This is a genomic window from Bartonella sp. W8122, assembly GCF_016102485.1.
GTDB lineage: Bacteria > Pseudomonadota > Alphaproteobacteria > Rhizobiales > Rhizobiaceae > Bartonella > Bartonella apihabitans.
The window spans coordinates 1,758,617-1,784,019 of sequence record NZ_JACFOO010000001.1 but is presented as its reverse complement, the minus strand read 5'-3'; the positions used below and the strand labels follow the sequence as shown (position 1 = coordinate 1,784,019).

The following is a 25,403-nucleotide window of genomic DNA, read 5'->3' as shown; positions in this document are numbered from 1 at the left end:
AGCGATCCTGTCTTATTCAACAACGACCAGAGGCTCACCGAATTCAACAGGTTGCGCATCTTCCACCAAAATAGCTTTAACCGTGCCTGCACGGGGTGAAGATATCTGGTTCATCGTTTTCATTGCTTCGATAATAATCAAGGTTTGACCTTCTGAAACTTTTTGCCCGACTTCAACAAATGGACGGGCCCCTGGTGCAGGTGCCAGATAAGCAGTGCCAACCATAGGGGAAGTTACGGCATTTTTGGTCAAATCTTCTTTTGCCGATTCTGCGGGAGCAGGGGCAGCCGGTGCAGCCGGTGCTGCAGGAGATGGAGCGTAGACGGTTTGTACAGGTGCACCTGCATTCAACTGGCGCGAAACACGAATGCGCAAGTCTCCTTGTTCAACCTCGATATCCGAAAGGTTGGTATCATTGAGTATTTCGGCGAGATCGCGGATGAGATCTTTGTTAACACCTGTGCTTTTGACGGTACTTGTTGTTTTTGTAGCCATCTCTTTCTTTACTCCTCGATCGTCGTGACCGCTTTCAAACTTCTATAACCGGAAAAGATTTCGCTCCGGTTGCCTTCCGTTGGCGCAATAGCCATGTCAGGCAGATAAAACTTTCTATCATGAAGCTGTAGCATTTTTAGCAACAGCTTGACACATAAAACGCTTATAAGCATGTTGAGAAAAAAGCGAAAGTGCAAATTCCTCAACTCAAACACAGCGTCAACAAAAGTTTAATCTTGCGTGACATTACAGAAAAAATTATTGTTCTAGCAATGTAATTTTCTTTTTCAGAATGTTTTCTCCTACGGCGCCGACAAGAACTTCATTTCCTAAAATATAGCTCGGTGTGCCGTTGATATCGAGCAAGTAAGCAAGTTTGCCGTTTTTCATAAAGACTTGCTGTATATCCGGATCCTTCATAGTTTGACGTAATTGTTTCTCATCAACGCCAAGTTTTACAGCAATTTTTATGGCCTTTTCCTCATTGGCACGTCCCTCGCTTGTCATCATTTGACTATGAAAAGCCGCAAATTTCATTGGCATCAGTTTCATAAAGGCACGTGCCACAATGTGCGCTTTAACCGAATCATCACCTAAAACAGGAAAATCCTTGAGCACGACACGTAAATCGGGGTCACCCTTTATAAGAGCCTGAATATCAGGATAGGACTTTTTACAGTAACCGCAATTATAATCGAAGAATTCGACTAATGATATTTTGCCTTTCGGGTTTCCCAAGATACCATCATCCGAAGAATTGAATATCTCGTCTTTCATCTCGGTTATTGTCGAAGAACGATTTTGAGTGGTCTTTTGCTCGATTTTGTTATTGAGAGCTTCCTGTACTTCAAGCATGACTTCCGGATTCTTTACGAGATAGTCCTTGACAACCTCGCGAATATGATCGTCTGAGGTCTGATTTTTAACCGCGTTCGCCAATGCAGTGATAAAATTCGGATCGGTGAGAAGTGCATTTTTTATTTGATCGGTTGTATTGCTATTTGCTTCAACAGCCAAAGCCCCTTTATCCATAGAGGCCACTGATAAGAAAATCCCCATCATGCCTGCGAACAAAAAACGTTTGTTTATGAATGAGGGTATAAAATATTGCATTGATTGGCTCGCTTTATTCAAAACTCAGGTAATTGCGTGTTATTTTTTTAGTTGCCGCGTTATTTTTTTAGTTGGGTTGTATTGAGAATATCTTGGGCGCGCAACCACTCGGCCGACCCGCGTGCAAGCTTCTGTTGGGCTCGCGTTGCAAAAATGCGTGCCTGCATACGATTGCCACTATAATAATGCATGTCGGCTGTTGCAAGATCGGCAAGTGCGACTTGTCCGCTTCTTCCGTAAGCGAGTGCAAGATAGCCATAACCGGCAGCAAATTCCGGCTCTTTGGCGATTCCGGCACGTATTTCAGTTATAGCGAGCGGAACGTTTTTGGGGTCATTTGTTAACAACAAAGCATGACCATAGCTTACACGCAAAAGACTGGAACCGCGCGGGTCAAGCTCTGCCGAACGTTTATAAGCATTGGCAGCACCGGCAGGGTCATTCGCTTTAATGAGAGCGTCTCCCAACAATTCGAGAAAATAGGGGTTTTTCGGTTCGTCTTTTATAAGGTCTTTTACTTTTTCAACCGCATTTTTCGGGGAACCGCTCTCGACAGCCAATATTGCTTCGCCGTAACGGGCAGGAAGCCCGCGCGGATTGTCTTTGAACATGCGGCGGAGTTCCGTGAAATGATCGGTATATGCTGCTATTTTTGCCCGAGCCATGTCGTGACGCAGTTGTAACTCGGGCGGGTCTTTCTTGTCATAGTAAGGGCTCTGTTTGGCTAATGTTTCCAAAGCGGCAATACGTTCGCGGGGTAACGGGTGGCTCACTCTATAGGGGTCAACTTTCGCACCGGAAAGAGCGAGTGCACTGGAAAAACGCTCGAATGTTATCAACATTCCTTTCGTCGACTGGCCCGTTGCGTTAAGGTAATTGACTGCCGCTCTATCGGCAGCGGCCTCTTCACTGCGTTGATAATTGAGAAGAGTACGCATTGCTATTTCGTTACTTCCGGCAGCTATTCCCCCGCCAGCTCCGGCAGCGGCCGAATTACCGGTGGTGGCGCCGGCAACGCCAGCCCCAATTCCTAACAACATACCAATAACAGCCATGGTTTGAGCGCGCTTTATTTGTTCGCGCAAACGTTGCTGGTGCCCATTTGCCAAGTGTCCTGTTTCGTGTGCTATAACGCCGATAATTTCGTTAGGACTTTCGGCTTGCATTAACGCACCGATGTTGACGAACATACGCTGACCATCAACAAAGGCGTTGAAACTTTGGTCATTGACGATAATAATTTGTATCTTGTTCTTTATGCCCGCGGCTTTAAAAATCGGCGTTGTATAATCGTATAATAATTGTTCAATTTCGGCATCACGGATGATTGGAACAGACTGGGATTGAGCTTGCGCAACATTCATAGATGGCGCAAGAACCAATATGGCAGCGAGACCGAAATGGACCAAGAGAGTTATTGATCGTTTTATAAAAGACAATAATTTTTGTCTTGAAGTCTGCAACTCTATCTTCATAGATACTCCCCGGAGTGCTTCGAGCAGAGATACATGGTTTTTCATCGTTCTAGCCATGGCTTTCAGGCTTTTGTGCGGCACATGATTTGAATTTATACGTTTTTTTATGTGGAGACCAGTATGATTTGTCTATCGAAAAGAAGTGATGTCGATCCCTTTTTTGCAATGGACGTGCTTGCCGCCGCCAATAAAAAGCTGAAAGACGGTGATCCGGTTATTTCCATGGCAATAGGTCAGCCCGCTGCATCTTGTCCGATGATTGTCAGAGAAGCTGCCAAACGCGCGCTCGAAGATGGCCATATCGGATATACCGATTCGTTAGGGCTTGCACGTTTACGTGAAAAAATTGCCGCCTATTACGATGAACATCATCACCTTTCCATATCGCCTGAGCGGGTAGCTGTTACGACAGGGTCATCCGCCGCATTCAATCTGGCCTTTTTGACATTTTTCGATGTTGGAGAGCGAGTCGCAATAACGCGGCCCGGTTATCCGGCCTATCGTCATATTATGAAGGCGCTCGGGCTTCAGGTCGTCGAAATCGACACAAATGGAAACGGTTTGATCGACATAGAAAAACTTGAAGAGGTGCATGCACATACGCCGCTTAAAGGTATTTTGTTCGCCTCTCCGAGCAATCCAACGGGGGCATCTATGAAACCGGATGACCTCAAAAACATCATACAATTTTGTAAAACGCACAATATTACAGTGATTGCCGATGAAATTTATCACCGGCTGAACTTTACCGGTCCCGATGTTACAGCATTGTCTTTCAGTGACGAGGTAACCGTTATTAACTCGTTTTCCAAATATTATTGTATGACAGGTTGGCGTATCGGCTGGATGGTATTACCTGAAAATGCAGTAAGAACAGTCGAGCGGATTTCCCAAAATCTCTATATATCGGCTCCAGAACTTTCTCAAATAGCTGCCATCGCGGCGTTCGACGCAACAGCCGATCTGGAAAAGATAAAAGATAGCTATCGTATTAATCGGGAACATTTGAAAAATGGCCTACCTTTATTAGGGCTCAAATTACTGGCGCCCATGGACGGAGCATTTTATGCTTATTGTGATGTATCAAAATATAGCAATGATAGTACAGAATTTGCCCGGAAAATGCTTGACGAAACCAATGTAGCGGCAACCCCCGGAGTGGACTTCGATACTGTGGAAGGAAAACGCACAATGCGTTTTTCCTATGCCGGTTCGCCTGCCGAAATTGACGAAGCATTGAAGCGCCTCAAAAACTGGCTGCTTTAATAAATATCGAAAAAATCAAAGCGGAACGTTGGGTAATATGTCAATTTATGACGGAGCAGAAAAACCGAAATTCGCGATTGCGCCGATGCTTGATTGGACTGACCGGCATTGCCGCTATTTCCATCGCTTGTTGACAAAGCACTCGTTGCTTTATACGGAAATGGTGGTCGCAGACGCTGCAATTTTCGGTGATAGAGAGCGGCTTTTGAAGTTTGATGCATGTGAACATCCGGTAGCCTTGCAATTGGGTGGCTCCTCGCCGGACAAACTCGCTGAAGCTTCGAAAATTGGTGAAGATTTCGGTTATGACGAAATAAATCTCAATGTTGGTTGCCCCTCGGATAGGGTGCAATCGGGTGCGTTCGGCGCTTGCCTTATGGTGCAACCCGATCTCGTCGGAAACATTGTTGAAAAGATGAAATCTGCGGTCTCTATTCCGGTGACAGTCAAATGTCGTATCGGTGTCGACGAACAGGATGTCCTTCCGGCACTTGATGATTTGAGTAAAACTGTTTGGCAGAGTGGAGCCGATGCCTTGTGGGTGCACGCGCGAAAGGCGTGGCTTAAAGGTTTAAGTCCGAAAGAAAATCGTGATGTTCCCCCGCTCGATTATCAGCGTGTCTATGATCTGAAGAGGGAAAACCAGAGTCATTTCATAGGGATAAATGGCGGAATTCAATCAATAGATGAAGCTGTAGGTCATTTGAACCATGTCGACGGAGCAATGCTCGGGCGTTCTATCTATCACAATCCTTCCATTCTTTGCGAGGTTGACAGCAAAATCTATCATGACGATCGGGCACCATTGGCGGAAAGTTCAATCATTGAGGCAATGTGCGAATATGCTGACCGCCACGTTAAAGGCGGTGGCAGGCTTTCTCATGTTACGCGCCATATGATAGGCCTCTTTTCCGGTCGTAAAGGCGCAAAAAAATGGCGTCAAATCCTTTCTACTGAAGCTACTGGTCAGGACGCGAATTCCTCGATTTTGCGTAAGGCTTTTTCCTATATCGAGTAGATTGCTAGAGGAACACCCCATTAAGAGCTAAGGATGTTGTTGGCTCATCATGGTCGGTTCTTCGTAATTATCAATCAGCAAGAATGAGCCGGTCGCCACGCACTGAATAGCCCGATAGGCGGTTAAGAAAGCTCATTCCCAGCAAACTTTCGGACAGGGCGCCAGGTTGGCTGACAAGAGCGCGAACATTATCACGCTCGATATCACCGATTTTCATATGATCAATAATGACAGCGGCGGCATTTGTACTCCCGTTTGCTGTTGCGACAGAATAATTAAATCCCAGTTTGTTGACATCAATATTGGCTGCAAGGGCATCGTCATAGGTAAGAACCACCGCGGAAGCGCCGGTATCGATCGTAAAGTTCAAATTTGTTCCGTTAATCGAAGCACGTGTCTGGAAGTGACCGTTTGCCGAGCGTTCAAGAGTTACCGTTTTGCCATTTTCATTGTAACGTGTAAGAGGGCTTCCCGGAATGATTCCGGCTGTTAGCCGATGTGCTATATCCTGCAATTCGTACCGTACACTGTAAACGCTCATAAGTGCAAAAATGATAACACACCAAATTGCGATATTTCGCATTGCATCGGTGAATTTGATCTTTGAACCGAGTAATGCCGACGTTGCTGCAAGCCCCCAAATTCCGTAATAACCCAAATAGGCAATCTTGTCGGTTGCGGCAGTTTGGAAATCAGCGAATGCCAATATTAAAATGACAATCAAGGCAGCAGCAGAGATAATAAACCAGAATGGTTTCATGACCTGTTCTCTCTCGTCAATAATGAATAGTGACAGTCGTTAGAAAAGATTTATTGTGGCCAATAAAATAATGGCAAGACATTGTTCGATTGCTCCCAAGGTGTCACCGGTATAACCACCAATACGCTTGAGACACTGTAAGGAAAAAACGTAAACAAACAAGCATAGAACGACAATAGAGACGATCATCCAAATAAGCCCGAACGAAAATAGGCCAGTAACAAGCAAAATGATTGCTGTAATTGTCAATGTTTTACGCAAAGTAACAGGGGAAGGTTCTCCGGCAGCGGCTGCAGTACCATTCTTGCGGGCAAGAGGAAGTCTTGTCCAGAACCACACCATTCCGCCACGGCTTACCGCTTCGCTGACCATAAGTGCAATGAACGCCGCATAAAGACCAAGATTGACCAAAATGGACGAAATAAGTTCTATTCTTAACAGGATTGAAAACAATAAAGCCACTGTTCCGTAGGTTCCGATACGTGAATCCTTCATTATTTTCAGGCGTTCTTCTCTCCCTTTTGCTACGAAAAAGGCATCAGCCACATCTGCAAGCCCGTCTTCATGGAGTGCGCCGGTTATGATAATTGTGAGCAGCACGGATAAGGTCGCAGAAATCCATTCATTAAACCCCGCCAAGTGGACCAAAGCGAGGCACAATGAGGAAATGAAGCCGATAATCAAGCCCGCTATGGGGAAAAAATGGGCATCTTCAGAAATCTTGTGCTCGGGCGAAAACCAATGGCTATTTATAGGCAAGCGGGTAAGAAAGCCTAATGAACGCATTAATGGGCCAAGAAAATCGCACAAGTTTTCTGTTACTCCTGTTAAAGTGATTTCAAATTGCTTATAGAACAGTCGTTAATGAGATTCTATTTGTTCTTTTTTGTTTGACAGGTGTTTTTGTGACAGCTTCCAGTCCTTTTGATGATTTTCGCGCTTTATTGAACAGTTTGCCTGACCCCGATGAAAATGCCATAAGGTTGGCCAGAAAGCGTCAGTCGGAGCTTACAAAGCCGGAAGGTTCGTTGGGAAGGCTCGAGGATATTGCGCTTTGGTACGCGGGTTGGAGAGGCAAAGAAAAGCCGCTTGTTACCCGGCCTCTGGTTGCAGTATTTGCCGGAAACCATGGTGTGACAGACGAAAACGTTACACCTGTGCCACGTACAGTTACCCAGCAGATGGTTGAAAATTTTGCTGCCGGCGGTGCAGCAATTAACCAGATATGTATCGCTTACGATCTGGGGTTGAAGATATTCGACCTCGCTTTGGACTATCCGACGATGGATATTACCAAAGATGCTGCGATGGATATGCGTGGAGCTGCTGCAACAATGGCTTTCGGTATGGAATCAATTGCCGGTGGCACCGATTTGTTGTGTTTGGGCGAAATGGGAATCGGCAATACAACAATTGCTTCGGCAATTTCTCTGGCTCTCTTTGGCGGAAAGGCCGAAGAGTGGACAGGGCCGGGCACGGGTTCCAAGGGCGATTATTACCGACGCAAGATTGCGGCGGTGAAGAAGGCAGTCGAACTTCATAAGGATCATCTCGACGATCCGTTTGAAGTGATGCGTCGTCTTGGCGGTCGTGAAATAGCAGCCATGATGGGTGCTATTCTTGCCGCGCGCATGGAAAAAATTCCCGTCATACTTGATGGCTTTGTTGTCACATCGGCGGCGGCAATTTTGCATAAGATCAACCCGCATGCTCTTGATCACTGCATTGCAGGGCATGTTTCGGCAGAACCGGCGCATCGCCGCCTGTTAGATAAAATAGGTAAAAAACCGCTCCTTGATCTCGGAATGAGATTGGGCGAGGGAACCGGGGCGGCAATTGCAGCGGGTGTTGTCAAGGCAGCCGTTCTCACACATTCGCAAATGGCAACCTTTGATGAGGCCGGAATTAAAATCTGATACTAATCTTCCGCTATCCCGTCATTTTGCCAAGGACGGATTGAAACAGATCTATCAACTATTTGGTCATCCATTTCGGCAAGTGCATCAATGAAAAGGGGCACAAAACTACCCGGGCCTTTCGCCTGATGACCGGCAATTGCTCCGGCTGCCGAGAAGGCTGCAAATGCTTTCACTGTGGCTTTTAGTGCCTGGTCAGGCGCGAGCGCGATAAATGCACCTGTTACGCAGGTAAGGGCACATCCACAAGCCGAAACCTTGGACATCAAACTGTGTCCACCTTCGACTAATATGTGCTCATTACCATCTGTTATAAAGTCGGTTTTGCCAGACATGGCAATGACTGCTTTTGTTTGTTTTGCAGCTTCTATTGCTGCATTGAAGCGACTTTCCCCTTCGGCATGGCTATCGACACCGTGTGCGCTGGTTTTTGCAGTGAAGGCGATAATTTCCGAAGCATTGCCTCTTATCACTTTCGGGGACAATTCAAGAAGATGTTTTGTGGCATTTCTCCTGAAGGACGTTGCAAAATGAGCTACGGGGTCGAACACAACAGGCTTACCCAGTACTTTTGCGCGTTTCATAACCAGTCGTATGCCGGCATATTTTTCACGTGTCAATGTGCCGATATTTGTGGTTATCGCATCAGCGTTATCCACAAATTCGGCCGCTTCGTCAGGTGAAAATGACATGACCGGAGAGGCACCCAATGCGTTAAGTACATTAGCGCAGAAGTTCATTGCCACTTCATTGGTCAGACATTGAATGAGAGGGCGTTTTGCCCTCAAATTATCAAGGCTAAGCCGCTTATCAATTTCAATGGACATTTCTAAAGATGGTTTACTTCTTTCTCTAATACCATGTAATCAAGCGGTAGTTCTGTTGTATATTTTATCTGTTCCATGGCAAAGGCAGAGGATACATCTCTGATGTCGATTTTTGCGATTAGTTTTTTGTAAAAAACATCATAGGCTGCAATGTCCGGTACCACAACACGCAGAAGATAATCGACATCTCCACTCATACGATAAAACTCAACAACTTCGGGAAATGCGTGAACAACTTCCGAAAATCTTTTTAACCATTCATGGTTATGAGCACCGGTTCTTACTGATACAAACACCGTGACCCGCGTATTGACCTTCTCTGGCGAAAGGATAGCAACACGGCGCTGAATAACGCCATCTTCTTCCAATTTCTGAATGCGCCGCCAACAAGGTGTTGTCGAAAGGCCCACTTTTTTTGCGATATCAGCGACCGCAAGTGTTGCGTCCTCCTGCAAAAGACGAAGAATTTTCCTATCAAGACGATCCATTGTGATATCCAAAAAAATTAATACATTGAGCATCAAGCACTTTATATAAAAAACAAAACCTTTTTAATAGTAGTAAATAAAATTATTCTACAATTTATCATATGTAACTTACGACCAGTTTTTTGAGTGTTGGTAGTAATTCACTTTCGAACCAAGGATTGTTTTTTATCCAATGAGTATTTCGCCACGAAGGGTGGGGAAGAGGAAGAACGTGATACCCTTTAGCTTGTTGAATTGTTAGAATATTTTTCCAATCTTTTACGGTTTCCGTTACAGATTTTTTATCGAGATTGTGAATGTGATATTTTTGGGCATAACCGCCAATGGCGATAACAAGTTCGATTTGTGGCATTGCCGCAAAAATCCGGTCATGCCAAGTCAAACGACATTCTTTGCGGGGAGGCAGATCGCTTTTCGTTTTGCTGTAACCGGGAAAACAGAATCCCATGGGGATAATGGCGAATTTGCTTTTATCATAAAAGCATTCGCGATTAACCCCAAGCCATTCACGCAAACGCTCGCCGGAGGGATCATTAAAGGGTATGCCCGTGTTATGGACACGCATTCCGGGCGCCTGACCGGCTATCACAATGCGGGCAGTTGACGAGAGATAGGCCACAGGACGAGGCTCGTGCGGCAGACGTGGCATGAATAACGGCTTGTCATAACATATCCGGCAAGCTGCTATTTCTCTGTCGAGTTTTTCTATTTCGTTTAAATTTGCTTTGCTTGATCTGTTCATCATGAAACCAATATATCCGGTCCAAATAGTCCTGCAACGGTCTATTAGATATGTGGTTTGAAAGAACTTCATTGAAGTTTCTTAAATGCAATCGGAAAGCATGAGCGCTCTACGTTCCGTTCTAGAGATAAAAGACAGAAGGGATTTTTGGGTAGAGCCGATGAAACAGCTCGGGTCCAAGAAAGATCTGAAATTTTAAGAAAAATTTGTTAAAAAAGTCGAAAGGCTTAAGCCTCTGCGAGAAAAAGTCGGGAGGCGAAAACGCGCATGCGGAATTGCGGTACATATAATTCGTTCATTCGTCTATCAAGAAAGGTTAGAGGCAATATTGTCGATATGGCAGAAGCTTTTCCCAACTCTACTATTTGTCCAAATAAACTAACCTTTAATAAAGCGTCTATCTGTTAGAAACGGAAAATCATAAATCGGAATTGTAACAGTCAGTATGCGGTTTTCTTTAAAACAAATGTCATTCACACGGGGTGCAAAAATTACGTTCATTCAAGACAATAACGACACCATGCGCAGTTAAGGGAAAACGACGAAGATAGGAAGCCTACGCCTAAAATCGGGAGGAGCCGCCAAATATTTTAAAAATCAAGAACGAACTTTGCGAGATTCACGTGACCAATAGACTTTCTGTTTGAAGGGAAAGTTTCCATAAAACGAGCGGATTTGTCTGATCAATATTTACACGACAATCGACAAATACCGGCAAAGCCAAATTCGGTAAAGATTGAGAAAAACACGTGTCGGTTAATTAAAATCAGCGTGGATGAGCACGGCGCCATGTGTGTGGCCATTCGAAAGTGCTTGACCAGATACCAAGCTTTTGTTTTCGCGCATCCGCTTCTTCTTGTTTATAGTCGTAATAGCTAACCGCCCAGCCATCTTTTACCATTTCACGATTGAGCTCACGGTCTCCCGAATAGCATTTCGCCAATAAGCGGTCGTATTTATCTGTTTTCGTCGATGTACAACTTATTTCATTTCCGTTTATCAAGCTTTCAAGATGCTGTTTGGCCAATTCACCACAGGGGTAAGAGGCACCATCTTTATTACAAAATTGGTGGAGTTCGGGCGCATCAATCCCTAAAAGCCGGACTTTAATGCCTTGGAGATGCAACGAATCGCCGTCCGAGAGCCGCGGAATGCCATGAACGATTTTGACTTCTTCGGGGGCGAAAGACTGGTCTTCATCGACAGAAGTCTTTTTGACGCCCGAAAAATAGAGATAGAGTGCCGTGGCCACAACAACCACTGCCACAACAATATCCAATAGGTTGATATTTCTGCGGATCATAGGTCTATTATTCAAGTCCTCAGCAAGATGAACCGACCAAGGCGATTTAATCTTTAGCTGATTGGAATCATGACATGTTTTTTATATCCGGGGCGTGTTTGTAATTTTTGGTACCAGGATTCGACATGGGCAAACTTGTTTTTACGCGGCAAATCCATCTCATAATAATAATAAACAAAAACGCCGGGGATGATGTCACCGATCCCCAAATTCTCTCCTGAAAGGAAAGGCTGCTTTTTCAGCTCGCCATCCATAATCGCAAGTCCTTTTTCGAACTTGTCTACAGCCTCGACAACTTTTCGGGAGTCACGCTTTTCGGGAGCAAGGCGAACAACATTCATCAAGAGATCTACAAATGGCGTAAACAATGTCCCCATTGTCCAATCCATCCATTTTTCGGCAGCTGCACGTTTCCCGCAGTCTTCGATCCACAATACCCCTTTGCCATAACGAGCGGCAAGGTAGCGCACAATTGTGTTGGATTCCCAAAGAACCAGGTCGTCATCCTTGATTGTGGGAACCAATCCATTCGGATTAAGTGCTAAAAACTCCGGTGTATCCAATCCACCATATGCGCCGCCAGCTTTGATATATTGATAATCGAGCCCGACTTCTTCGAGAGTCCAAAGAACTTTTTTTACATTGCTAGACGTAGGGCGCCCCCAAAGTACGAGCATTCTATGCCTCTTGCTTTTGTTCCAGTTTCATATGTTTAACAATAAAATCGGCAATTGCTGCTACATCATCAATATTGAAATAAGGCAAATGCTTTTCCGCTACAGGCTCATCCGATGCAATAGCGACAATATGCGGGTCCGATTTATTGAGAGGTTCGCCAATTTTGCCACCTTTGCGGCGAACTTCGAGCTTATCATGCTTATCACGTTTATATCCTTCGACTATAACGAGATCGCAGGGTGATAAAAGGTCCAGAATGGTAGAAAGTGGCGTTTCTTCTTCTGTTTTGTTTTCGTGGATAAGTGCAAAACGACGCGATGATACGACCGCAACCTCTTGAGCGCCGGATTTGCGATGACGCCATGAATCTGTATTTTCATGATCAATATCAAAATCATGATGAGCGTGTTTAACCGTGGAAATTTTGTAGCCGCGTGAAGTCAATTCTTCAACAAGGCGCACCACCATGGTGGTTTTTCCATTGTTTTTCCAGCCGGTTACACCGAAAACTTTAAGATTGTTTTTCATCTTTTATCCCGAAATTTTCCTGTAGATATTGATAATCCTCAGGCGTGTTAACGTTAAAGAATGCACCTTCGCTATAAACATTGTCAAACCGCACTATAGACACATTGTGAGCAAAAGCGAATGAGCGGATGCTTTTGTTTTCGGAACCTATCAAAAAATTGAAAAGGTCGGATTTAAGCTTTGTTGCCCACAGGGCAAAAGTCGGTTGCAACCCCGATGGTGTGGAGGCAATCCTCAGACAAGTCGTAGTGTCGATTGCCGAAGTCATTTTAACAAAAAATTCATCCGGTATAATCGGGCAATCAACCGGCATTGTAAGTACAAATTGGTAGTTATTTGTAGAAGCATATTGAAGTCCGGCATATATACCCGCTAGCGGACCTGCATATTTAACTTCGGGTGGATCGGGAAGAACAGGTATGTCAATGTCGGTGTTTACTCGGGTATTGGAGCTTATTGCGACGGGAAAATGGTGCTTTACCAATATCTCACGCTGATTTTCCGCAAGGGTCTTCCCGCCAAATTTTAAACCTGCTTTATCCTGTCCCATTCGGGAGGAATGACCACCAGCCAATATCAAACCCAAAATTCTCATTGATTTAACTCTGCGTCCTCGTTCCTATCACATTGTGATAAACACCTGACAAAACACTCTATGGCCTTTTTGATCCAATGCATTGCTTCATTCGGACATTTCGACTGCAGGATAGGAAGCATTAAATTGTCGACAGATTTTAATGGATGCATTCTTCAAAGTCGACAGAAATGCCATAACAAGTTTTTGTTTTCTTTTATTCCTGTTTGAAGACCACCTCGCTGCAAAAGCATAAAAATTACTCTAACATACTGGAAAGGTTAGAAAAAATCGACGATTAACGCATTCGGAGACAGGGGAATGAAATATTCCGGAAGGTTTCGTGAGAGGAGAAGTGATTTCTTATCCAATATGCTGCTTCAATTCGCGACATTTTTTTTGACGTGTCGTGACAAAGGCGAAGCTCGATAGAAATCCTGCAGCCTTTTAAGGAGGATCAAAAAATTGTCGGAAGGCAATAACAATTGGCAGGGAGCATTTCAGGTTTAACAGCTTGGTTACGAAAATCTTGTAAAAGGTTGCTGTAATTTCTCGGAAAAGCTGGACAATGTTGAAAAAACCAATCTCTCGCCTTGTTTTTACATTTTTCGCCGGTTCTGTACTTTATGCTTCGCCTCTTTGCGTGGAACAAGCTTTCGCCATCAACAATCTGATGGAATTGTTCAGCAAAAAATCGAAGCCTGCACCGGTGTATGAAGCACCGGTGGACGGAAACAACCAGCTCAAGGTGCAAGACCCTTCATTGTCTGACAAGTCGCAAAATAAAGCGATCAAGAAGCCGAATATCGAACAAATCAAGCGTGCAACTATCGCTAGTCCCAAGCCATTTGATTATAAGCCTGAACGTATCGTGCCAATCAAATTTCCGGCGATCGATCTTATCGAGACGAATTCGACCGTAAAATCATCTTCTCCCTTCAACCTGCCATTATCTGCCCGCTATAATGTTATACTGGAAGGCGGCGCTTCAAAAGACGAACAAGCGACAACAGAGTTTCGTTTAGCCGATTTGTCCGTTGTTGATGCTGAGGCGGAACAGTCGATAGCCGGGATAGTCATTCACTATTACGAACAAAATCCGAAACTTTTATGGTCGCAAGACGGGGAAGTTGTTACAAAAGCAAAAGATATTTTGCGTTTTTTTAGCCATCTAGATGACGACGGCTTGGAACCACAAGATTATATAGTGAAAATGCCGGATGAAAATCTATTCGGTGAAGAACGACAGCGTGCGCTCGCCAATTTTGATGTCACTTTGACAAGCCGGATTTTGCGCTACATTCAAGACGCTTCAAACGGAAGGATTATTGCCGACCGCTTGTCTCCTTTTCATGATTTACCACGAAAAGAGATAGACTTTGCCGGTGAGTTAAACCGGATTGCTAAGAGCGAAAACACGATTGCGATTTTAAAATCCTATCTTCCACAATCTGACTATTACCTAACATTGAAGAAAGCTTTGGCAGAACTTCCCGAAGCCCGTCATAATGATAATATTAAAATTGCAGCCCAAACCGTAATCAAACCGGGCGAAACGAATGACAATTTGCCCAAATTTACAGCGCTCCTTTTAAGTCGGGCGCCATCAGGCTATCTCAGTGAGCATAAAGCGATACTGCAAAATCTCAATGGTGAGAAAAATTATAACGGCCAATTGGTTGATGCTGTCAAAGATTATCAAAAATTCGTCAATAAAACGGCCGATGGTATTATCGGGCCTTCAACCATCGCAACATTGGTAAATAATAATGTTGATGTGAAGCGACAAAAAATCATTAATTCAATGGAACGCCTCAGGTGGCTTCCGCATGATTTTGGTTCACGTTATGTATTGATCAATCAGGCAGCATACAGAGCGCAATATGTCGAGAATAACGAAATCAGGCTCGACATGAAGGTTGTTGTGGGGAGCCCACAAAGACAAACTTATTTTTTCTATGACCGGATAAGGCTTGTTACTTTTAATCCTTCTTGGGGTGTTCCAAATTCTATTGTCGTAAATGAAATGTTGCCTCGTATCCTGCAGGATTCGGGTTACCTCCAGCGCAATAATTACCAGCTTTATGACAGCACCGGCAAACCGGTTTCGGCGTCTGCGGTCAACTGGCAAAAAGTTGCTTCAAACGGCCGTGGAATCAGTATTCGCCAAACGCCGGGGAAAACAAATGCCTTGGGCGAACTCAAGATACTTTTTCCCAACAAACATGATATCTATCTGCATGATACCCCCAATAAAGCGGCATTTTCACGTGATATGCGCGCGCTCAGTCATGGTTGTGTGCGGCTTGAATATCCTCGTGAAATGGCGGCAGCGGTGCTGGGCAAAAATGTTGATGATTTGAAACCTTATTTTGCAAAAGGTGAAAGAAGCGTATCGCTCGGTCAACCGGTTCCGGTCTATCTTACTTATTTTACCGCCTGGCCTGATCTTAAAACCGGTAGGATCAACTATTATGATGATGTTTATAGCCGCGACGCGTTGATGGCCGGAGCAACAGAAAAAACCGATTCCGTCAGACAGCAAAATATGTAAAACCGGAATAGCGAGACAAAACATTCGGCGATCATTTCATGAAAGAGGTGATCCGGACTTGTTTTCTGAGGATAGAGTTGCAGATGGCAGCTATCTTCAAAAAATTCCACGATCTCGTTGTTAATCGAGCGGCATTGGCTGTCAGCTTGTCGGTATTGTTTTGTGAATTCCCGTCTTGATGACAAGATCAGTGGGCCTTCCGGTAAATTTGGCTCGACAGTGGCCGTTCAAATTGTGCCATCACCTGAAGATAAGCAAATACATGCGGACAAGCAGAAACAGTTCAGCTCTTTAAAATATTGATGATAATATCAATAGTGCTCCGACAGTTTTAAAACAATTATGCCTTTTGTCGTGTGAAAAGGGCTCTGTAAAAAATTGATGTTATGGAATGATGTCCATTCCAATTGTAGTCAACTATTTCCATGAAAAGAATTGGGAAGTTTACGAAAGTGATTGGAGCGTTCTACCGATAAAAGAGCGGGCAAGGTTTTGAATGTGCACAATCGCAGTCATTGATCAGCTGGATAATCAAATCGTCAATTATTGATAAAAGGTGTGGGCAAATCGATAAAAAGGTGAGGAAAATTACCAAAATAATAAAGGCAATTTGGCTTGTTGATTAGAAATCGGCTAATTTTGTCCTGATAATTAAAAATCAGCTAATAAAAAAACCGCTTTTCCGCAGAAAAGCGGCTCTTTCAATTGAAAAAAATCAATTACTTGATTTTTGTTTCTTTGAACTCGACATGCTTTTTTGCAATCGGGTCATATTTACGTTTTGTCATTTTTTCTGTCATTGTGCGGCTATTTTTCTTTGTAACATAGAAAAAACCGGTATCTGCAGTCGACAAAAGCTTGATTTTAATGGATGCTGCTTTAGCCATAATAAGGATCCTGTTCCTAAAAATAAAACGACCACCTTTAAACCGGATATATCGTTCCGGTTCACGTGGATTTTGCCGCGACACTAAGGATGTTGTACAAAAAGTCAAGAGCGGATTAGCTTTAACACAACTCTTGAGACCACTAAAATGATATAAAGTCCGAAAAATGTGGCCATTGTGTTCGAAAAACCGAAAGGTGGAAACAGATCCATCGCTTTTCCGATTGCCGTTGGTCCGACAAGCATTCCGATGCCATAGCAAAAAATAAAGGCTGAATTGGCTGCAGCAAGTTCGAATCCCTTGAGACGTGCTCCAAGTTGCGCCAGACCTATTGTATAGAGGCCAGCCGAAACTCCTCCCAAAATAAAAAGATCAAGAATAAGCAGCCATTTGACCTCTGCAATCCAGGGAATCAATATTGTCCCGATCAAGCCAATGATTGCACAGCCCATCAAGGGATAGCGTCTGTCCGTAACAAAATCGCTTATAATACCTATCGGAATAAGCAGGAGAACATTTCCCAACGCAAGTATGGACATGAATTTGGCAGCTTCACCCTCGCTATAGCCGAGATTCAGACTGAAGGGGGTAATAAGCGTCAATGCGCCCATTTGTATTGCACCGTAAACCAGTACGGCCATAGTTGAACTTGGCACAGCAAAAATATAGCGGATAAAAGCAACGTGGTCGCTATCTTTGAATGTCGGGCTTAAGTTCCAGGCAATAACAATTGGAATTGCTGCCAGAGCAATCAGAATACAGGCCGTACCGAATGGAGTAAAACCCTGACTTCCTACATGGGCAAGAAGGGTAGGGCCAATAGTAAAACCTAGCCCGAGTGTAATCGCATATATCGCAAGAATCGTGCCGCGTTTAGCTGGAGGAGCCGAGCTGTTTACCCAAAATTCGGAAAGGATAAACATCACCGTAATGGCAAAATGTAAGGTGAAGCGCAAAACGAACCAGATAAAAATCGATTCGAAATAATAAAATCCTAAAAAGCTTGCACATCCGACGCACATCATCGTCAATATGGAACGTGCAACACCGAGTTTTTTAGCAATTCGTGCTGTAAAAACGGCAGCAATAATTGTTGCGATTCCGCCCACAGTTCCGCTGTAACCTATCACGCTACTGGAAAAACCACGGGCAGCCATGAGAATAGAAATAAGTTGGGTCCCGAGCCCCAATGCCATACCCACTGCACCAATCGTTGCAGTGGCGGCAAATATTGCGCGCCATGGCTTCAAATTCTGTGAGGGATGATCAGGCTGCATGATAGAATAACTGGTTATCTCTTATAATAATCGGGAAAAGGAAAGCGTTATCTTTCAAAATCGCTTGGGATGCTAGAATAAGGCTGATCAATCCTTCTTTGTTTTTTATGCGTTTCTTTGCATAATTATAGTTACGGTCAAATTTACCTATTCTGTTTGTTCAAGTCAATTTTCGGGATGTTTGATAATTATTTGTTGCCGCAATGATCACGCTCTAATCTTTGTTAATTGACTTGATAATTTCGGTTCATTAACAAAACCGAAAATCACTGAACAAACCCCTTATTGGTTTACGTTCGGCTTTTTCGTGCTGAACGGTTAAAACGGCGTGCACCTGTTTTGGTTTTATGATGAGATACGGGCGAAAACGCCATTGGTCTTGGAGAGCTCAACATCTCGAAGCGTAACGCGCCGGCAATTGGCTGGGCTTCGACAAGACGCACATGGACGCTGTCACCCAATTGGTAGCCTTTATGGCTCTTTTGGCCGATCAAAGCGTGTCTGGCTTCATCAAAAATATAATAGTCTGTTGCCAGAGTTGAAATGGGCGTGAAGCCGTCGGCCCCGAGGCGGTCAAGCGATATGAATAAACCGGATTTTGTTACACCGGCGATACGACCTGTAAATTCAGCTCCTATCTTATCGGCAAGAAAGTGAGCAACAAGGCGATCTATCGTTTCCCGTTCTGCGGCCATTGCACGGCGTTCGGTGAGAGAAATTGCAACAGCAATTTCATCAAGATTTTTTTCTTCTTCATCCGTTAAACCATCATTGCCGAACTTCAATGAACGGATCAACGCGCGGTGGACAGTCAAGTCCGCATAACGGCGAATGGGAGACGTAAAATGTGCATAATTACGTAAATTGAGCCCGAAATGACCTATGTTTTCGGGAGCATATTCCGCTTGCGATTGTGTACGCAAAACCACTTGATTGACGAGCTCTTGCTGGTCTGTATCTTTTACACGCTCGAGGATTTTGTTGAAGCGTTCGGGTGTCAGTTCGGCGCTTCGAGAGAGCGATAAACCAAGCGAATGCAAAAATTCGCGCAATCCTTCCTGTTTTGCAAGCGAAGGCTGGTCGTGAATACGATAAATCAGAGGCTGGTGCTTAGATTTGAGAGTTTCGGCGGCCGAGACATTGGCTTGAATCATAAATTCTTCAATAAGCTTATGGGCATCAAGCCGCGGCGGGACAACGACATCTTTGATGCGGCCGCTTTCGTCAAGAATAATTTTCCGTTCAGGAAGATCAAGCTCTAGCGGCTGTCGTTTGTCGCGCGCCTTTTTTAATGCATCATAGGCTGCCCAAAGAGGCTTTAAAACATTTTCAACTATCGGAGACGTCTTTTCATCCGGCTTTCCGTCTATCGCTTTTTGTGTCTGCACATAAGAGAGTTTTGCGGCAGAACGCATCATGACGCGGTGAAAACTATGGTTTCGTTTTTTCCCCTGATCATCAAAAATCATTCGCACCGCGATAGCCGGACGGTCTTCTCCTTCTCGCAACGAACATAGATTGTTGGAAATGCGTTCCGGCAACATCGGCACAACGCGATCGGGAAAATAAACCGAATTGCCGCGTTTCAGTGCTTCTTTATCAAGTGCACTATCGGGCCGGACATAATAACCGACATCGGCAATCGCTACTACGACAATAAAACCACCTTTATTGTCCTCGCTAGTATCTATTTCGGCGTAAACCGCATCATCGTGATCTTTTGCGTCTTCCGGATCAATAGTGACGAGCGGAAGATCGCGCCAATCTTCACGATTGTCCATCGTAGCGGGTTTTGCAGCTTCTGCCTCTGCAAGTACACGTTCAGGGAAAACATAAGGGATATCATGCGAGATGATCGCAATCATTGACAAAGCTTTTTCGCTATCGATACTGCCCAGAATTGCTGTTACTTTTCCGCGCTTTAAACCGTAATGCTTGTCCCGTCCGATTTCGACCTCCACGAGGTCACCGGATTTTGCTTCACTATCCGGCGGCAAATCGACAGCAATTTCGGAAGCTTTCCGGTCGATCGGCTCCAAACGCCATTTACCTTTGCCAATATCACGAAGAACTCCCATTGTCGTGAGTTCCTGTTTATCGATTTTTTTGATTGCGCGAGCGGTATAAGCAGGACCATCTTTTCTTTTGTTACGAAAAATCTTGGCTAGGACTCTATCTCCTACACCAATAGCCGGTCCTTTCGTATGTTTTGCCGGATGGAGCGAGACAATGGGCGCATCTTCGCCATCCCAGTCGCTCGGAAAGGCAATAAAACCGCCGTCGCGATCGCGACCTTTAATATCGATAAGTGTAACAGGCGGCAAAGTGTGTTTGGGAACTAATTTATTACGCTGTTTGGCAACAACACCTTCGGCCTTGAGTTCGCGCAGAAGATCTTTTAGCCAAATTCGCGCATCCCCCTTGAGGTTGAAAGCTTTGGCAAGTTCCCGCTTTCCTGACAAATTCGGGTTTTCCCGAATGAAAGAGAGAATATCGTCCTTTGTAGGGAGATGGGAACTTTTCCGGTTAACGTCGGGATGTTGTTTCATAGCTTGTTTTCCATCCCGCCGTTTGACGGGTTATTCACCTTTTTTGGAAGTTGTCTTTTTGCTTGCTTCAGTTTTTGCTGTCGTTTTTTTTGCGGCAGTCTTTTTTGTGGCAGTCTTTTTTGACGTTCCGGCTTTTGCTTGTGACTTCTTTACAGCACCTTTACGGCCATTTTTGGGAGAAGCTGCTTTTTGTGCAATCAGTTCCAAAGCTTCAGCCAAGGTCACAGATGCCGGATCTTTGCCTTTTGGTAACGTTGCATTGATTTTTCCCCAATTGACATAAGGTCCATAGCGCCCGTCACGTACAGTTACCTCTCCACCTTCCGGATGTTCTCCAAGTGTTGCCAGAGCTTTAGGTGTGGAACCCCGGCGAGAGCCACCGCGCGCCTGTTTTTCCGCCAGAACAGTAACAGCGCGATTGATGCCGATGTCAAACACTTCTTCAGGTGTTTCAAGGTTGGCATATTGCCCGTCACAGGAGACGTAAGGCCCATATCGCCCAATTGCTGCAATAATCGGCTTACCATTTTCGGGGTGGATACCAACTTCTCTTGGCAAGGATAACAGTGCCAGAGCTTTTTCCAGATTGACTTCGTTCGGTGTCCAGCTTTTTGGCAGACCGGCGCGTTTCAATTCCTCGCCATGTTTACACTCAACATAGGGGCCGAAACGACCGGTTTTAAGTGTCACATCTTCGCCGGTATCAGGATCTTTTCCAAGTATCGTTGGTCCATCGATTTGCGCGTTTTCGCCGTTGGAAGTGTCGTCACTCCCCAATTGCCTTGTATATTTGCATTCGGGATAATTCGAGCAGCCGACAAATGCACCGTAACGACCGAGTTTGAGTGACAAGCGACCTTCATGGCAAAGCGGACAGGAGCGTGGATCACTGCCATCTTCCCGGGGCGGAAATGCAAGTGGAGCAAGTGCATCATTCAATACATCAAGGACATTGCTTACCCGCAATTCTTTAATGTCGGCGACCGAGGCATTAAAAGCGTCCCAAAATTCGCGCAAAACGTCTTTCCATGAAAGTTTGCCATCGGAAATCAGATCCAGCTTTTCTTCAAGATCGGCAGTGAAATCATATTCTACATAACGATTGAAGAAATTTTCAAGGAAGGCTGTAACAATACGCCCTTTGGCTTGCGGAATAAGTTTACGTTTTTCAATCGTGACATAATCACGGTCGCGCAATGTTCCGAGCGTAGACGCGTATGTCGACGGACGACCAATTCCCAGTTCTTCCAACTTTTTAATAAGCGTTGCTTCGGTGTAGCGGGCAGGGGGCTCGGTTGTGTGTTTCAGAGATTCAATGGAAACTTTTTTCAGCTTTTCGTCTGCTGCCATTTCCGGAAGTCGTACGGAATCGTCCCCATCAGCCGCGTCATCGTCTTTTTGATCAAGATAAGCGGCGATGAAACCGTCGAATTTTATCACAGACCCAACGGCTCTCAAATTTGCACGATCAGAACCTTTGATAGCTTCGATTTCGACAGTTGTCCTTTCGATATCGGCGGGCTTCATCTGGCTTGCAATAGCTCTTTTCCAGACGAGTTCATAAAGCTTGAATTGATCGTTATCGAGATATTTCCTGATATCGTCAGGTTTTCTTTTGAAATCTGTCGGGCGAATGGCTTCGTGAGCTTCTTGGGCGTTTTTCGCCTTGGTAGAATAAAAACGTGGCTTTTCGGGCACATATTTTTCGCCGAATGTGTCTTGAATTGCATTTCTTGCCGCATCAATTGCTTCCGGTGCGATTTGAACACCATCGGTACGCATATAGGTGATAAGGCCGGTTGTCTCTCCGCCTATATCAATTCCTTCATAGAGCTTTTGGGCAATCTGCATTGTGCGTGAAGCTGAAAAACCAAGCTTCGAGGAAGCAGCTTGTTGCAATGTTGACGTTGTAAAAGGAGGAACCGGATTACGCTTGGTCGGCTTTGATTCGACACTTGTGGTGCGATAATCGGCGCCATCCAGCATGCTGCGAATGGTTTCAGCTTGTTGTTCGGTCTTTATATCAAGTTTCGCGAGCTTTTTCTGGTTGAATGCAGTTAATCTTGCCATGAAACTTTCATCAGCTTGAGTGGCTAGTTTAGCTTCTATTGACCAATACTCTTCGCGCTTGAAGTGTTCAATTTCCGACTCACGGTCGCAAACAAGACGCAATGCAACAGACTGTACACGACCGGCAGAACGCGCTCCCGGCAGTTTTCGCCAAAGCACAGGCGATAACGTGAAACCTACGAGATAATCAAGCGCACGTCTTGCCATATATGCATCAACCAGCGGAATATCTATATCACGCGGGTGCTTCATTGCCTCCAAAATGGCATGTTTTGTAATGGCGTTAAAGACGACCCGTTTAACGGGTTTGCCCTTTAATAACTTTTTATGCTGCAAAACATCAAGAACATGCCAGGAAATGGCCTCACCTTCGCGGTCAGGGTCGGTTGCCAGAATAAGACCATCGGCGTCTTTCAAAGCTTTCGATATTTCAGCGAGACGTTTTGCACCGGTAGAGCTGGTGTCCCACTTCATCGCAAAATCCTGATCCGGCAATACCGACCCGTCTTTTGCCGGTAGATCACGCACATGCCCGAAAGACGCCAGCACTTTATAATCGGGTCCTAGATATTTATTGATCGTTTTAGCTTTTGCCGGTGATTCGACTACGACAACATCCATAATGATATCCGTTTCCCTGAACCAATGATTTTTATCCCCTCTCAATTGACCGGCTTGATAGCTTTGGTCAAGGCTAAATGAAAAAAAAACGTATATGCAACTAATGATTGCACTATGAAAAAGTACACGTTATTATAATAAATCTCACTAACAATCATTAAAAATGACGCGTTGACCATGAAAATTTTTACGTTGGCTCCAGATCAATAAAACATAAGGAGAATTAACGTAACGAGGAGAAGTTACATGTCTATAGAACGCTTGAAAATCATAGGCTATATAACTGATATGTCTAAACAAATGAACGAGATGGCAATAAATGTCGATTCGCCGTTTTTGGCATTTTTGTTGGACATGGTCGCCAAAGAAGGACAAAATATTCTAAAAAATAGCGAGTCTAGTCAGAAAAATCAGTGACAGCAATTGAAACCATGCCGCCACTGTGGCGGACAAGTTTTCCCGCCAGATCCAATTCGACCAGAATGAGATAGATTTGGTCAATCGGGACTTCGGATGCAAGGCTGAGCGTCTCCAGGTCAATCGGTGCTGTAGAAAGAGCATTTAACACAGCGTCACGGTCTTTATCTATTCTGTCAATTGCATTTTTATATAAAACCGGTGTTTGTGGAAGCTCTGTATAGTTTTCGTCGGTATCACCGAATATCGCTAATTGCCTATTATCTTGTGATGGAGATAAAGGTGTGAGTGTTTCTGTGATGTCTTCCGGACGGGTGACAAGCAGTGCACCTTCTTTAATGAGATTATTTGTGCCCTGTGCACGTGGATCTAACGGAGAACCCGGTATTGCAAAAACGATGCGCCCCATTTCCGCAGCCAATCGGGCAGTAATCAGGGAGCCTGAACGGGTTGCTGCTTCACATACCAGAAGTCCAAGTGACATTCCGGCAATAATTCTGTTGCGTCGGGGAAAATCCTGAGCTCTGGGTTGAGTTCCAATGGGCATTTCGCTGACGATCGCCCCGCCTTTATCCAATATGGTGAAATACAACTCTTTATTTTCCGGCGGATATATATGGTCAATTCCACCGGCCATCACTGCAATTGTTCCGGTATCAATGCTCGCATAATGAGCGGCTGTATCAATTCCACGGGCTAAACCGGAAATTGTTGTGAAACCCGTTTTCCCCAACTGATTGGCAAACAGTGTTGTCAGTTTTTTCCCGCCGGCCGATGCATTTCGCGAGCCTACGATACCCACAGAGGGAGAAAAAAAACGATCACAATTTCCTTTTACCAAAATGAGAGGGGGAGGTGCTTCGATTGCCCGCAAATAGGGAGGATAATCGGGCTCACCCAAGCCGATAAAACGTGCGCCGATTTTTTCCGAAAGTTCGAGTTCGCGCTCTGCATCTTCACGACTGGCGATCCTGATAGGCTTTCCTCTGCCCCCTTTGGAACTCAGTTCCGGAAGTGCAATAAGGGCTTCACCTGCCGAACCGAAATGTTCGATAAGATCAATGAACGTAACAGCTCCCACATTTTCACTGCGTATCAATTGTAGCCAATGGAGGCGCTGCATATCGGTGAGGGGAATCCCTTTACGTTTTTCCATCTGAATTGCAACTTCCCGCTATATTTTTCCTGCTATGTTTTTTTAGAACCGATTTTGCTTTCTGTCCCAGTCATTAAACGTCGTATATTGGTATGATGTTTCAAAATAACGATTAAACTCATTACCGAAAGAACAATAGCAAAGAGTTTCTGGGATGGGGTATCCATGAAAAGTATGATGAAAACCGGAACAAGAATGACTGCAAAAAGCGCAGAAAGTGAAGAATAACGGGTAATAAATGCGGTAAGCAGCCAAACACAGATAAACACCAGTGCAGCGGGTGGAAAAAATCCCAGACAAACGCCGAGATAGGTTGCAACACCTTTACCACCCTTGAATTTGAGCCAGATCGGATAGATATGACCTATAAAGGCTGCAAAACCACCCAAAGCAACAACGACAATATTGTTATAATCCAATGACGATAAGAAAGCGGCAATATAAACCGCAAGAGTGCCTTTAAACATGTCGCATAAAAGCGTCAGCAGTGCGATTTTCTTGTTACCGGTGCGTAAAACATTCGTAGCACCAATATTACCCGAACCGATTTTACGGACATCTCCAAGGCCGGCCAATCGGGTGAATAGCAGTCCGAAGGGAATAGAGCCGACGAGATAGCATATAATCAATGTCAACCATGAGACCATTTTGGGAGATAAACCGATGTCGGCCATGGAGTTACCCTTTTT

General features: G+C 44.7%; 23 protein-coding genes. 5 read left to right on the top strand and 18 right to left on the bottom strand.

Annotation, left to right across the window (positions count from 1 at the left end; all coding sequences use genetic code 11):
• Positions 1–12: 12 nt before the first annotated feature.
• The 3 genes from accB to H3S83_RS07780 all read right to left on the bottom strand — a co-directional run bounded on the left by accB (position 13) and on the right by H3S83_RS07780 (position 3,083).
• Positions 13–495, bottom strand: coding sequence for an acetyl-CoA carboxylase biotin carboxyl carrier protein (accB, locus tag H3S83_RS07790; protein ID WP_077971708.1), 483 nt, complete (start codon positions 493–495; stop codon positions 13–15).
• Between the two features lie 258 nt (positions 496–753).
• Positions 754–1,557 (bottom strand): DsbA family protein, encoded by an 804-nt coding sequence (locus tag H3S83_RS07785; RefSeq protein ID WP_198239350.1) that lies wholly within the window; start codon positions 1,555–1,557, stop codon positions 754–756.
• Positions 1,558–1,667: 110 nt separating this feature from the next.
• On the bottom strand, positions 1,668–3,083 hold the full coding sequence (locus tag H3S83_RS07780) for a M48 family metalloprotease (RefSeq protein ID WP_198239349.1): 1,416 nt from the start codon (positions 3,081–3,083) through the stop codon (positions 1,668–1,670).
• A 120-nt stretch (positions 3,084–3,203) separates the two neighbouring features.
• Between H3S83_RS07780 and H3S83_RS07775 the strand changes: the two genes are divergently transcribed.
• Entirely contained in the window at positions 3,204–4,349 is a 1,146-nt protein-coding gene (locus H3S83_RS07775) for a pyridoxal phosphate-dependent aminotransferase (RefSeq protein WP_198239348.1), read from the top strand.
• Between the two features lie 37 nt (positions 4,350–4,386).
• The gene (gene dusA / locus H3S83_RS07770; RefSeq protein WP_198239347.1) at positions 4,387–5,367 is read left to right on the top strand and encodes a tRNA dihydrouridine(20/20a) synthase DusA; all 981 of its coding nucleotides are present in this window, start codon (positions 4,387–4,389) and stop codon (positions 5,365–5,367) included.
• 70 nt (positions 5,368–5,437) lie between these two features.
• On the opposite strand, the gene H3S83_RS07765 is transcribed toward dusA, so the two are convergent.
• Together H3S83_RS07765 and cobS are read right to left on the bottom strand one after the other, a co-directional pair.
• Positions 5,438–6,127 carry a TIGR02281 family clan AA aspartic protease gene (locus tag H3S83_RS07765; RefSeq protein WP_198239346.1) on the bottom strand — a complete coding sequence of 230 codons (690 nt, stop codon included), beginning with the start codon at positions 6,125–6,127 and terminating at the stop codon, positions 5,438–5,440.
• Between the two features lie 39 nt (positions 6,128–6,166).
• Positions 6,167–6,913, bottom strand: coding sequence for an adenosylcobinamide-GDP ribazoletransferase (gene cobS / locus H3S83_RS07760; RefSeq protein WP_198239684.1), 747 nt, complete (start codon positions 6,911–6,913; stop codon positions 6,167–6,169).
• Positions 6,914–7,032: 119 nt separating this feature from the next.
• Between cobS and cobT the strand changes: the two genes are divergently transcribed.
• Complete coding sequence (cobT, locus tag H3S83_RS07755; protein ID WP_198239345.1) at positions 7,033–8,043, top strand: nicotinate-nucleotide--dimethylbenzimidazole phosphoribosyltransferase; 1,011 nt, start codon at positions 7,033–7,035, stop codon at positions 8,041–8,043.
• A gap of 2 nt (positions 8,044–8,045) precedes the next feature.
• Here the strand turns inward: cobT and thiM are convergent, their stop codons facing one another.
• The 7 genes from thiM to H3S83_RS07720 form a co-directional block, all read right to left on the bottom strand.
• The gene (thiM, locus tag H3S83_RS07750; RefSeq protein WP_198239344.1) at positions 8,046–8,870 is read right to left on the bottom strand and encodes a hydroxyethylthiazole kinase; all 825 of its coding nucleotides are present in this window, start codon (positions 8,868–8,870) and stop codon (positions 8,046–8,048) included.
• 2 nt (positions 8,871–8,872) lie between these two features.
• Complete coding sequence (locus tag H3S83_RS07745; protein WP_077971696.1) at positions 8,873–9,358, bottom strand: Lrp/AsnC family transcriptional regulator; 486 nt, start codon at positions 9,356–9,358, stop codon at positions 8,873–8,875.
• A 97-nt stretch (positions 9,359–9,455) separates the two neighbouring features.
• Positions 9,456–10,103, bottom strand: coding sequence for a uracil-DNA glycosylase family protein (locus H3S83_RS07740; RefSeq protein WP_246741726.1), 648 nt, complete (start codon positions 10,101–10,103; stop codon positions 9,456–9,458).
• A 763-nt stretch (positions 10,104–10,866) separates the two neighbouring features.
• Positions 10,867–11,403: a thermonuclease family protein gene (locus H3S83_RS07735; protein ID WP_198224468.1), complete on the bottom strand. Its 537-nt coding sequence runs from the start codon at positions 11,401–11,403 to the stop codon at positions 10,867–10,869.
• Positions 11,404–11,456: 53 nt separating this feature from the next.
• Entirely contained in the window at positions 11,457–12,080 is a 624-nt protein-coding gene (locus tag H3S83_RS07730; RefSeq protein WP_077971693.1) for a glutathione S-transferase family protein, read from the bottom strand.
• 1 nt (position 12,081) lies between these two features.
• Positions 12,082–12,609, bottom strand: coding sequence for a molybdopterin-guanine dinucleotide biosynthesis protein B (gene mobB / locus H3S83_RS07725; RefSeq protein ID WP_077971692.1), 528 nt, complete (start codon positions 12,607–12,609; stop codon positions 12,082–12,084).
• Positions 12,593–13,204, bottom strand: coding sequence for a molybdenum cofactor guanylyltransferase (locus H3S83_RS07720; RefSeq protein WP_198239343.1), 612 nt, complete (start codon positions 13,202–13,204; stop codon positions 12,593–12,595). The genes mobB and H3S83_RS07720 overlap by 17 nt, the downstream gene beginning before the upstream one ends.
• Positions 13,205–13,751: 547 nt before the next feature.
• On the opposite strand from H3S83_RS07720, the gene H3S83_RS07715 reads away from it, so the two are divergent.
• Positions 13,752–15,737, top strand: a complete 1,986-nt coding sequence (locus tag H3S83_RS07715; RefSeq protein WP_198239342.1) for a murein L,D-transpeptidase — start codon at positions 13,752–13,754, stop codon at positions 15,735–15,737.
• A 719-nt stretch (positions 15,738–16,456) separates the two neighbouring features.
• On the opposite strand, the gene rpmG is transcribed toward H3S83_RS07715, so the two are convergent.
• The 4 genes from rpmG to topA all read right to left on the bottom strand — a co-directional run bounded on the left by rpmG (position 16,457) and on the right by topA (position 23,141).
• Complete coding sequence (rpmG, locus tag H3S83_RS07710) at positions 16,457–16,624, bottom strand: 50S ribosomal protein L33 (protein WP_075870557.1); 168 nt, start codon at positions 16,622–16,624, stop codon at positions 16,457–16,459.
• A gap of 104 nt (positions 16,625–16,728) precedes the next feature.
• On the bottom strand, positions 16,729–17,901 hold the full coding sequence (locus H3S83_RS07705) for an MFS transporter (RefSeq protein ID WP_198239341.1): 1,173 nt from the start codon (positions 17,899–17,901) through the stop codon (positions 16,729–16,731).
• Positions 17,902–18,191: 290 nt separating this feature from the next.
• A complete protein-coding gene (rnr, locus tag H3S83_RS07700; protein WP_198239340.1) occupies positions 18,192–20,450 on the bottom strand; it encodes a ribonuclease R in 2,259 nt (752 codons plus the stop codon).
• A 30-nt stretch (positions 20,451–20,480) separates the two neighbouring features.
• Positions 20,481–23,141 (bottom strand): type I DNA topoisomerase, encoded by a 2,661-nt coding sequence (gene topA, locus H3S83_RS07695; RefSeq protein ID WP_198239339.1) that lies wholly within the window; start codon positions 23,139–23,141, stop codon positions 20,481–20,483.
• Positions 23,142–23,387: 246 nt separating this feature from the next.
• On the opposite strand from topA, the gene H3S83_RS07690 reads away from it, so the two are divergent.
• Positions 23,388–23,558, top strand: coding sequence for a hypothetical protein (locus tag H3S83_RS07690; protein WP_188318327.1), 171 nt, complete (start codon positions 23,388–23,390; stop codon positions 23,556–23,558).
• Here the strand turns inward: H3S83_RS07690 and dprA are convergent.
• Both dprA and plsY read right to left on the bottom strand, forming a co-directional pair.
• The gene (gene dprA / locus H3S83_RS07685) at positions 23,539–24,714 is read right to left on the bottom strand and encodes a DNA-processing protein DprA (RefSeq protein ID WP_198239338.1); all 1,176 of its coding nucleotides are present in this window, start codon (positions 24,712–24,714) and stop codon (positions 23,539–23,541) included. The two genes, H3S83_RS07690 and dprA, sit on opposite strands and share 20 nt — an antisense overlap.
• Before the next feature lie 32 nt (positions 24,715–24,746).
• Positions 24,747–25,388 carry a glycerol-3-phosphate 1-O-acyltransferase PlsY gene (gene plsY / locus H3S83_RS07680; RefSeq protein ID WP_198239337.1) on the bottom strand — a complete coding sequence of 214 codons (642 nt, stop codon included), beginning with the start codon at positions 25,386–25,388 and terminating at the stop codon, positions 24,747–24,749.
• Positions 25,389–25,403: the final 15 nt, after the last annotated feature.

Bases quoted from the DNA above. Each gene is read 5' to 3' on its own strand.
- accB (WP_077971708.1), bottom strand. From the start codon at position 495: ATGGCTACAAAAACAACAAGTACCGTCAAAAGCACAGGTGTTAACAAA.
- rnr (WP_198239340.1), bottom strand. From the start codon at position 20,450: ATGAAACAACATCCCGACGTTAACCGGAAAAGTTCCCATCTCCCTACA.
- topA (WP_198239339.1), bottom strand. From the start codon at position 23,141: ATGGATGTTGTCGTAGTCGAATCACCGGCAAAAGCTAAAACGATCAAT.
- H3S83_RS07740 (WP_246741726.1), bottom strand. From the start codon at position 10,103: ATGATGAACAGATCAAGCAAAGCAAATTTAAACGAAATAGAAAAACTC.
- H3S83_RS07690 (WP_188318327.1), top strand. From the start codon at position 23,388: ATGTCTATAGAACGCTTGAAAATCATAGGCTATATAACTGATATGTCT.
- H3S83_RS07735 (WP_198224468.1), bottom strand. From the start codon at position 11,403: ATGATCCGCAGAAATATCAACCTATTGGATATTGTTGTGGCAGTGGTT.
- dprA (WP_198239338.1), bottom strand. From the start codon at position 24,714: ATGGAAAAACGTAAAGGGATTCCCCTCACCGATATGCAGCGCCTCCAT.
- H3S83_RS07745 (WP_077971696.1), bottom strand. From the start codon at position 9,358: ATGGATCGTCTTGATAGGAAAATTCTTCGTCTTTTGCAGGAGGACGCA.
- H3S83_RS07715 (WP_198239342.1), top strand. From the start codon at position 13,752: ATGTTGAAAAAACCAATCTCTCGCCTTGTTTTTACATTTTTCGCCGGT.
- cobS (WP_198239684.1), bottom strand. From the start codon at position 6,913: ATGCGTTCATTAGGCTTTCTTACCCGCTTGCCTATAAATAGCCATTGG.
- H3S83_RS07765 (WP_198239346.1), bottom strand. From the start codon at position 6,127: ATGAAACCATTCTGGTTTATTATCTCTGCTGCTGCCTTGATTGTCATT.
- rpmG (WP_075870557.1), bottom strand. From the start codon at position 16,624: ATGGCTAAAGCAGCATCCATTAAAATCAAGCTTTTGTCGACTGCAGAT.
- thiM (WP_198239344.1), bottom strand. From the start codon at position 8,870: ATGTCCATTGAAATTGATAAGCGGCTTAGCCTTGATAATTTGAGGGCA.
- dusA (WP_198239347.1), top strand. From the start codon at position 4,387: ATGTCAATTTATGACGGAGCAGAAAAACCGAAATTCGCGATTGCGCCG.
- mobB (WP_077971692.1), bottom strand. From the start codon at position 12,609: ATGAAAAACAATCTTAAAGTTTTCGGTGTAACCGGCTGGAAAAACAAT.
- H3S83_RS07785 (WP_198239350.1), bottom strand. From the start codon at position 1,557: ATGATGGGGATTTTCTTATCAGTGGCCTCTATGGATAAAGGGGCTTTG.
- H3S83_RS07720 (WP_198239343.1), bottom strand. From the start codon at position 13,204: ATGAGAATTTTGGGTTTGATATTGGCTGGTGGTCATTCCTCCCGAATG.
- H3S83_RS07775 (WP_198239348.1), top strand. From the start codon at position 3,204: ATGATTTGTCTATCGAAAAGAAGTGATGTCGATCCCTTTTTTGCAATG.
- H3S83_RS07705 (WP_198239341.1), bottom strand. From the start codon at position 17,901: ATGCAGCCTGATCATCCCTCACAGAATTTGAAGCCATGGCGCGCAATA.
- H3S83_RS07730 (WP_077971693.1), bottom strand. From the start codon at position 12,080: ATGCTCGTACTTTGGGGGCGCCCTACGTCTAGCAATGTAAAAAAAGTT.
- plsY (WP_198239337.1), bottom strand. From the start codon at position 25,388: ATGGCCGACATCGGTTTATCTCCCAAAATGGTCTCATGGTTGACATTG.
- H3S83_RS07780 (WP_198239349.1), bottom strand. From the start codon at position 3,083: ATGAAGATAGAGTTGCAGACTTCAAGACAAAAATTATTGTCTTTTATA.